Consider the following 9,068-nt stretch of genomic DNA (forward strand, 5'->3'; position numbering starts at 1 on the left):
TTGTTCATATCAATTTTCAAATGATTATAAAGTAGCAATCAGGTGGTATTATTCTGCCTGATTTTTTTCTGCAGATTACGCTGATTCTCGCAGATTCTCATCTTCTCAGGAGTGAAACTAACATCTGCAAAAATCAGCGCTATCTGCGGGCTGTAAAATTCTGTGGGCGGAATTAAGGTAATTAGGAATCTAAATAAGCTTGAAAGATTTTTCTACTTTTTAGGTTGAATTTTAAACCTGGTTCATTTATACTAATTATAGATTTGCTAGTGCTTTTTATACCTGGATTTAACGAACAGAGAACACCAGGATTCAGGATTTTAAGAAGTAAGTATACTGTTTGAAAATATTATAACATGAAGCTTATTTGTACTATAGCATTTGCATTGGTTGTTGCTTTAAATGGTTACAGTCAGCGAACAAATATCTTATTGAAAAAGGACTGGAGATTCATTAACGAAGATGTTGAAGGAGCACACCAAACCAACTACAACGATTCACAGTGGGAAAGTGTGAGTGTACCTCACGACTGGGCTATTTACGGACCTTTCAATAAAGACATTGACAAACAGGTTGTAGCTATCACTCAAAATGGAGAAAAACAAGCAACTGAAAAAACAGGTAGAACAGGTGCTTTGCCTCACATTGGGGTAGGCTGGTATCGCAAATCTTTTGATCTCGATCAGTTAAGCGATAAGCAAAAGGTTTTATTGCAGTTCGATGGTGCCATGAGCAATGCCGAGGTATTTGTTAATGGTAAAAAAGTTGGAAACAGGCCATATGGTTACAGCTATTTCTATTTCGATATTACAGAGGAACTAAAAGAAGGTGCAAACCTGCTGGCCATACGATTGGAAAACACGGAATTTGCATCACGATGGTATCCCGGTGCTGGCCTGTATCGAAAAGTAACGCTTGAGATTAAAAATAAAGAATGTTTCCAAAAATGGGGTACTTTCGTAACTACACCATTTATATCTGATGAGCTTGCCAAGGTAAATATTAAGGCAGCTGTTACCGGATCGGATATGCGCTTGGTTTCGACGATTATTGATGCTAATGGTCAAATTGTATCAAAAAAGGAAAGTACCGAACAGTTTGGAGAGTTAATGGAACAGAATCTTTCGTTGATCAAGCCAAAGTTATGGAGTCCCGAAAGCCCCAATTTGTACTATGTGAAATGCCAGTTATATAAAGGCAATGAAATGGTAGATGAGCAAAGCATTCGATTTGGGGTGAGAGATGTAAAATATGAAGCAGGAGTAGGCTTTTCGTTGAATGGTAAAGTTCGAAAGTTCAAAGGTGTTTGTTTGCACCATGATTTAGGCCCATTGGGAGCCGCCATTAACCGCTCGGCTTTGCGTCGTCAGTTGCAGATTTTGAAAGATATGGGATGCGATGCCATTCGTTCATCTCACAATATGCCTTCCATCGAGCAATTAGAATTATGCGATGAAATGGGCTTTCTGTTTTTAGTCGAGAGCTTTGATGAATGGGAGAAACCAAAAGTAAAAAATGGTTATAACCTTTGGTTTAACGAATGGGCCGAAAAAGATGTGGTCAATCTGGTAAGGGCTACCCGTAATCATCCTTGTATTGTCATGTGGAGTTCAGGTAATGAAGTGCCTGATCAATGGGGTAATGAAGGTGTAAAACGTGCCAAATGGCTGCAGGATATTTTTCACCGCGAGGATCCGACACGCCCGGTAACGGTTGGAATGGATCAGGTGAAGGCCGTTATGGCAACCGGTTTTGGTGCCATTACAGACATCCCTGGATTAAATTATCGCGTTCACCTTTATGAAGAAGCTTATGAGCGTTTTCCACAAGGAATGATATTGGGATCAGAAACAGCATCAACCATCAGCTCTCGTGGAGTTTATAAATTTCCTGTAGAAGAAGCAAAGATGACTGTGCATGACGATCTACAATGCTCATCTTATGATCTGGAGTCGTGTAATTGGTCTAACATACCCGATGAGGATTTCGCCATGCAGGAAGATAAACCATGGGTAATTGGTCAATTTGTTTGGACCGGGTTTGATTATTTGGGAGAACCCACGCCTTACGATAACTATTGGCCTTCGCGAAGTTCATATTTTGGTATTTGTGACTTAGCCGGATTGCCTAAGGATCGTTACTACATGTATCGAAGCATCTGGAATGAGGATGATGAGACCTTACACATTTTACCACATTGGAATTGGCAGGGACGTGAAGGGGAAGTAACACCTGTGTTTGTTTATACCAATTATGATCGGGCTGAGCTTTTCGTTAATGGAAAAAGCCATGGAATAAAGGTGAAAGATAAGAATTCACGTCTGGATCGTTACCGCTTAAGATGGATGGATGTAAAGTATGAGCCGGGTGTAATAAAAGTGGTGGCATTGGATGAAAATAATAGACCATTGGCAGAGCAAGAAGTTCAAACAGCCGGTAAGCCATATCAAATTAAATTAAATCCCGATAAAAAAGTGTTGGAAGCAAACGGAGAAGACTTGTGTTATATAACTGTATCTGTACACGATAAAGATGGGTATTTATGTCCGCAAGCCGCCAACTCATTGAAATTTAGAGTAAGTGGAGCAGGAGAATACCGGGCTGCCTGTAATGGAGATGCCACCTCTCTGGAGATATTTCACGAGCCACACATGAAGTTATTTAACGGTAAGCTGGTGATATTAGTAAAATCAACTGAAGATGCAGGTAATATTAAAGTAAATGTAGGTGGCAAGGGATTAAAGTCAGCCAGTCTAAATCTAAGTTCAAAATAGAATACAAAGCCAGAATCTTATGAATAAAATCATATTGCAAACTGTAGGGGTGTTAACATTCGTGTTAATAATCAACTCATTCGGAGTGAGAGCTCAAAAAACAATCATTCCGATACTGTCAAAAAACAACGCACTGGTATTACAAACGGATAAGGATAAACGGCTTAGAACAATCTATTTTGGTGAACCATTGGCACATGAACAGGATTACGCATCAGTTTATGAAACGTACCGCTTTACTGATAGGCATATTGGAATAACTAACGGTACTTATACTCCAGCTGGGACATGGAATATTTCAGAACCAGCTATTCAGATTGTCCATTCTGATGGTAATCGTTCATTGGAATTAGAGTATGTAAGTCATGAGGTTCTGCAAGTTGATGCAAATGTTAAGTTGACTTCAATTGTGCTGAAAGATCCGGTATATCCCGTTCAGGTTACTTTGTTTTATAAAGTGTTTGTTAAGGAGGATGTCATTGAGCAATGGGCAGAAATTCAACATCAGGAAAAGAAACCGATTCGTCTTCAAAAGTATAGTTCTGCAAATATGTACTTCACTAACAAGGAATTTTATTTAACCACTTTTGATAATGAATGGGCAAAAGAAATGCAGCCTAACGAGACGAAGCTTGGACGTGACATAAAATCGGTGGAATCAAAGTTAGGAGCGCGTGCCTTGCTATTAAAGTCCCCTAATTTTATACTGGCCTTTGATCAGCCGGCATCAGAGACAGAAGGAACGGTAATGCTTGGGCAGTTGGCCTGGTGCGGTAATTTTAAGCTCGAGTTTGAATTGGATTCGTATGATAACCTTCGGTTTATTTCTGGAATTAATGATTATAACTCTGAATACCTTCTACCTAAAGGAGAAGTTTTTAAGACACCTTCATTGATTTATGCAGTATCACATCAGGGAACAGGAGTTGCCAGTCGTAATTTACATTCATGGGCCCGAAAATATCAGGTGCTGGATGGACAGGGAGAGCGTATGACACTGCTAAACAACTGGGAAGCTACGTATTTTGATTTTAATCAGGAAAAGCTGGTAGAACTTTTTAAAGATGCCAATGACCTGGGTGTTGACTTGTTTTTATTAGATGATGGGTGGTTTGGAAATAAATATCCTCGAAATGGTGATGTGGCTGGTTTAGGTGACTGGCAGGAGAATAAAAAGAAATTGCCGGATGGGATAGGTTATCTGGTGAAAGAAGCACATAAAGCTGGTGTCAAATTTGGAATTTGGATTGAGCCGGAGATGGTTAATCCAAAAAGTGAACTGTACGAAAAACACCCAGATTGGGTAATTAAACAACCACAAAGACCTGAAATATATTTTCGTAATCAACTGGTGCTCGACATGTCCAACCCGGATGTACAGGATTTTGTATTTGATGTGGTAGATAATTTATTTACCAAAAATCCGGAACTGGCTTTTATTAAATGGGACTGCAATGCGGTTATTTTTAATGCTCATTCGCCATACCTGGAGCGAAAAGGTTTACCTCAGTCGCATCTGTATGTTGAATATGTTCACGGTTTATACAAAGTATTACAAAGATTAAGGGCCAAATACGAGAAAGTACCCATGATGCTTTGCTCAGGTGGAGGAGGCCGCGGAGATTATGAGTTATTGAAGTATTTCACAGAGTTTTGGCCAAGTGATGATACTGACCCATTGGAACGTGTATACATGCAGTGGAATTACTCTTACTTCTTCCCTTCAATTGTAACCGATAGTCATGTAACCAATTGGAGTAACTGTTCTTTAAAATACAAGATTGATGTGTGTAGTATGGGTAAATTAGGTTTCGATATTGAAGCAAATAAACTAAGTGAAGACGAACTAAGTTTTAGTAAGAAAGCCATTAGTAACTACAATCAATTTGAGCATATTGTGTGGCACGGAGATTTATATCGTTTGCTTAACCCTTATAAAAACAGTCAGGCTGCGCTGATGTATGTGAAACAGGATAAAACTGAAGCCATTGTTTTTAACTACCTGGTTGATGATCGTTTTGCAATAAAGACTTCTACCGAACCTGTTGCTTTAGATGGATTGGATGCCAATAAACAATACAGGGTAAGAGAAATTAATGTTTTTAATCCTTCACATTCCATAAGAGAAAAGGTTTATTCCGGCGATTTTTTGATGAAAGTTGGTATTAACACAGGATTGAGCACCCAAAAATCCAGTGTGGTGTTGGAAGTGAAAGCTATCAATTAAATTCCTCACAATGTTTAAATTGTTCCTTTATTATATAACGATAACAGCTTGTTTTTTAACCGGCTGTAATCAATATACCATGAATGAGATTCAGCTTATTGGAAGTCATAATTCATATAAACTACCCATAGAAGAAGCTCTTTGGCAACATGTTTATGACATTGATTCAGCTCAGGCCATGGCTTTACAATATGGACATATATCCATGGCGGAGCAGTTAAAGCTCGGCCTTAGAAGTTTTGAAATTGATGTGTTTTATGATCCCAAAGGAGGCCACTTTAGCAATCCATTAGGGTTGGAAATTTTAAAAGGAAAGGGCATTGAGTCAGAAGTTTTTGATCAAGAGAAGAAACTTTTGGAACCAGGATTGAAGGTGATGCATATTCAGGATGTTGATTTTAGAAGTCACCATGTTTTGTTTAAAGAGCAGTTGGAGGTGATGAAAACCTGGTCGATGAATAATGTTGGACACATGCCAATTATTATTCTAATGAATGCCAAAGATCAGCAAGTAGGTCAATTACATCCGGTATTACCATTTTCTACTGAAGCACTGGCCAGTATTGATCGTGAAATCAAAGAGGTATTCTCGCCCGAACAGTTGATTACTCCGGATCTGGTACGAGGTGATCATATCACATTGGAGGAAGCTGTTTTAACGAAAGGATGGCCCGAATTAGATAAGGTTCGAAACCGCTTCCTATTTGTATTAGATGAAAGTCAGGAGAAAACAAAACGTTATCTAAAGGCTTATCCAGATTTGAAAGATGCTTGTTTATTCGTAAATCTTCCCGAAGGAAATTCAGAGGCAGCCATTATGGTTATTAATGATCCGGTTAGGGATTTTGATAAAATTAAGCAGTTGGTTAAAAAGGGATATATCGTTCGCACACGAGCTGATGCCGATACTAGGGAAGCCCGTATAAATGATTATACCCGCTTTGAAAAGGCCAAAGCATCTGGCGCACAGATTATATCAACCGACTATTATATCAAATCTGAATTATTCGAATCTTCATTTGTAGTAAGCTTTGAAAAGAACAGGTACGAACGCTTAAAGAAATAATTAATCAGCATAGTTTCAGGTATTGAACTATTAATAAAATATCTATGAAAATCACACCAACTACTTATCTCATATTAACGCTGTTATTGGCGATTAACGTTAACGTTTTTGCCAATAATAATACACCTGAATTTTCAAAAGCCGGATTTTGGGAGGTCAAAGATAGCGGTCGCGATGTTTTTGATTTTAATATTGGCTGGCGATTTATCAAAGGAGCTGCTAAAGATGCTCAATTGACAGATTTCGATGATTCAAACTGGCAGGTTGTTAATTGTCCTCACGGGCTTGAGTTGATATCAGAAGAAGCCAGTGGCAGCAATAACTACCAGGGAGAGGTCTGGTACCGGAAACATTTTAACGTGCCGGCAAATATAGTCGATAAAGTATTACGTTTGCATTTCGAAGGAGTAATGGGTAAATGCAAAGTGTGGCTGAACGGTGAGTTAGTAGATGAGAACTACGGTGGTTATTTACCATTCTCTGTTAACCTGACTGGAAAAGTCAAGACAGATCAAAATAATGTTTTAGCCGTATGGACCGATAACAGTAATGATCCTGATTACCCGCCGGGAAAACCTCAGGAAGTTCTGGATTTCTCTTATTTCGGTGGCATTTACCGTGATGTGTGGTTAACTGCTACAAATACAGTTTATGTCAGCAATGCCATTGATGCAGATAAGGTGGCCGGTGGCGGTATCTTTACCCATGTTGAGAATTTATCTGAAAAGCAGGCCACGGTAGTTGCAAATGTAGATCTGCAAAACGACGGACGCCGAACGAAGAAGGTATCAGTGTTAATGAGGCTTAAAAATCCGAATGGGGAAAAGGTTGCGGAATTTGAACAAACAATTAGTATTAAGGGCAATCAATCCCAACAGCTTAAAGCCAATATGTTGGTGCCTGATCCTGAATTATGGACACCTTGGTCGCCACACTTGTATCGCCTTGAAGTAATCGTCAGCAGCTCAAAAGAAGAACGCATCGATGGTGTTGCATCAAGAGTAGGTATTCGAAAAATTGAATTCAGAGGTAAAGATGGCTTCTATTTAAATAACAAACCCTATCCGGGAAAACTGATTGGTGCCAATCGCCACCAGGATTATGCAGTAGTGGGTAATGCACTTCCCAACAATGCCCAATGGCGCGATGCCAGATTACTGAAAGATGCCGGTTGTGACATTGTACGAGCAGCACACTATCCGGTTGACCCTGCCTTTATGGAAGCTTGCGACGAATTGGGCATGTTCTATATTGTGGCTACTCCGGGATGGCAATTTTGGAATGATAAACCAATTTTCAAACAGCGCGTTTTCAGAGATGTAAGGAATATGGTCAGGCGTGATCGTAACTATGCCTGCGTGATTATGTGGGAACCGATTCTTAATGAAACCTGGTACCCAAATGATTTTGCAAAGCAGGCACATGACTTGGTTCACCAGGAATATCCTTATCAGGGAGCTTATACGGTTTGTGATTCGCATGCAAAAGGGCAGGAGCATTTTGATGTAATTTACTCGCATCCCTACCGGAGTGAATTCTACCGTAATGTAAAAGATAATACGGCAGCTAACCGCAAAAAACTGGAATTCGATTATTCAAATGAAGAGCGGTGTGTATTTACCCGTGAGTGGGGCGATTGTGTTGACGACTGGAATTCACACAATTCACCAAGCCGGATAGTGCGCGGCTGGGGTGAAAGGGCACAGCTGGTTCAGGCGAAGCACTATGCTAATCCGGACTATGTGTACACGAGTTGGGAATCTCTGTACAGTACACCTGCTCAACATATAGGCGGTACATTATGGCACTCGTTTGATCACCAGCGGGGTTATCACCCCGATACCTTTTATGGTGGTATCACCGATGTCTTCCGCCAGCCCAAATATTCTTATTACCTGTTTGCCAGCCAAAGAGATGTTTCAGAAACCAATGATCCGATGATTTACATCGCCCATGAAATGTCGCCCATCTCGGAATCCGATGTGACTGTATTTACCAATTGCGACGAAGTCCGTCTGATTGTTTACGAGGAAGATACATTGGTGCAGAAGGTGGCCGATCTGGGATTATCAATGCCTCACCCCATGGTGGTGTTCAAGGATGTGTTCAGCTTTATTGATGTTAAAAATCTGCATCGTGCCAAAAAACAAAAACAAGCCAGCTTTATAGCTGAAGGATTGATCAATGGAAAAGTGGTGACACGATTTAAACGAATGCCTGCCAAACGTCCATCCAAAATACAATTATCGGTTGAAAATAACGGTTTGCCACTATTAGCTAATGGAACCGACTTTGTACGAGTTGTAGCTTCTATGGTTGATCAGGACGGGATTGTAAAACGCCTAAATAAATCAGATATCCAATTTGAAATTGAGGGAGAAGGTGAACTGATTTCAAACAGTGAGATACTGTCGAATCCAAAGAAACTGGAATGGGGAACCGCGCCCATATTGGTTCGTTCCACTTTGGAGGCTGGTAAGGTTAAGATCAAAGCTAATCTTGTTGATCAGGGTATTAACTCACCGGTTGGAGGAGAAATTGTTTTTGAAAGTCAAACATCAGATAATAACTTTATCTACAATGAAGTAGGGAGCGAAGTTAATAGCAATAAAAATGTCATGAGCACGGATGTTGAAAAGGAAGCCTTGCAAAAGAAAATACAACTTTTAGAAAAGGAACTGAACGCCATTAGATTAAAAGAAACAGAGCGTGGTCAGGATGAGTTTGAAGGTGGTAGAAATTAATGAAGCAGTACAATTGTCTATGAGAAGGATTACCATTGCACTGGCAATTATCCTGTTGACGGCTAAAGGATATTCGCAGGAAAACACGTATCATATTATCCCCAAACCCAACGAAATTCATGTTGAGAAAGGACAGTTTGAGTTTGCAAATGAGCTGTTTATAGGATATAACTCAAGTGAATTAAAAGGGTGTGTCAGTTATTTTAAAGATGCCTTGAAGCGCTATGCCAACAAGAAGATAAAGTTAAAGGACGACG

Annotated in this window: 5 protein-coding genes; all 5 read left to right on the top strand. The window is 39.8% G+C overall.

Going from position 1 to position 9,068, the window contains the following annotated elements; genetic code table 11:
- Window positions 1–356 precede the first annotated feature (356 nt).
- Window positions 357–2,774 (top strand): DUF4982 domain-containing protein, encoded by a 2,418-nt coding sequence (locus tag AC4MRQ_RS07610; RefSeq protein ID WP_491197064.1) that lies wholly within the window; start codon window positions 357–359, stop codon window positions 2,772–2,774.
- Between the two features lie 19 nt (window positions 2,775–2,793).
- Window positions 2,794–5,001 carry an alpha-galactosidase gene (locus AC4MRQ_RS07615; protein WP_491197065.1) on the top strand — a complete coding sequence of 736 codons (2,208 nt, stop codon included), beginning with the start codon at window positions 2,794–2,796 and terminating at the stop codon, window positions 4,999–5,001.
- A 79-nt stretch (window positions 5,002–5,080) separates the two neighbouring features.
- Entirely contained in the window at window positions 5,081–6,067 is a 987-nt protein-coding gene (locus AC4MRQ_RS07620; protein WP_491197066.1) for a phosphatidylinositol-specific phospholipase C1-like protein, read from the top strand.
- Window positions 6,068–6,111: 44 nt separating this feature from the next.
- Window positions 6,112–8,811 (top strand): glycoside hydrolase family 2 protein, encoded by a 2,700-nt coding sequence (locus tag AC4MRQ_RS07625; RefSeq protein ID WP_491197067.1) that lies wholly within the window; start codon window positions 6,112–6,114, stop codon window positions 8,809–8,811.
- Window positions 8,812–8,830: 19 nt separating this feature from the next.
- Window positions 8,831–9,068 (top strand): beta-N-acetylhexosaminidase family protein (locus AC4MRQ_RS07630; protein WP_491197068.1); only part of this gene is annotated, 238 nt, incomplete at its 3' end.

The sequence above is a fragment of the Carboxylicivirga sp. genome (genome assembly GCF_982718395.1).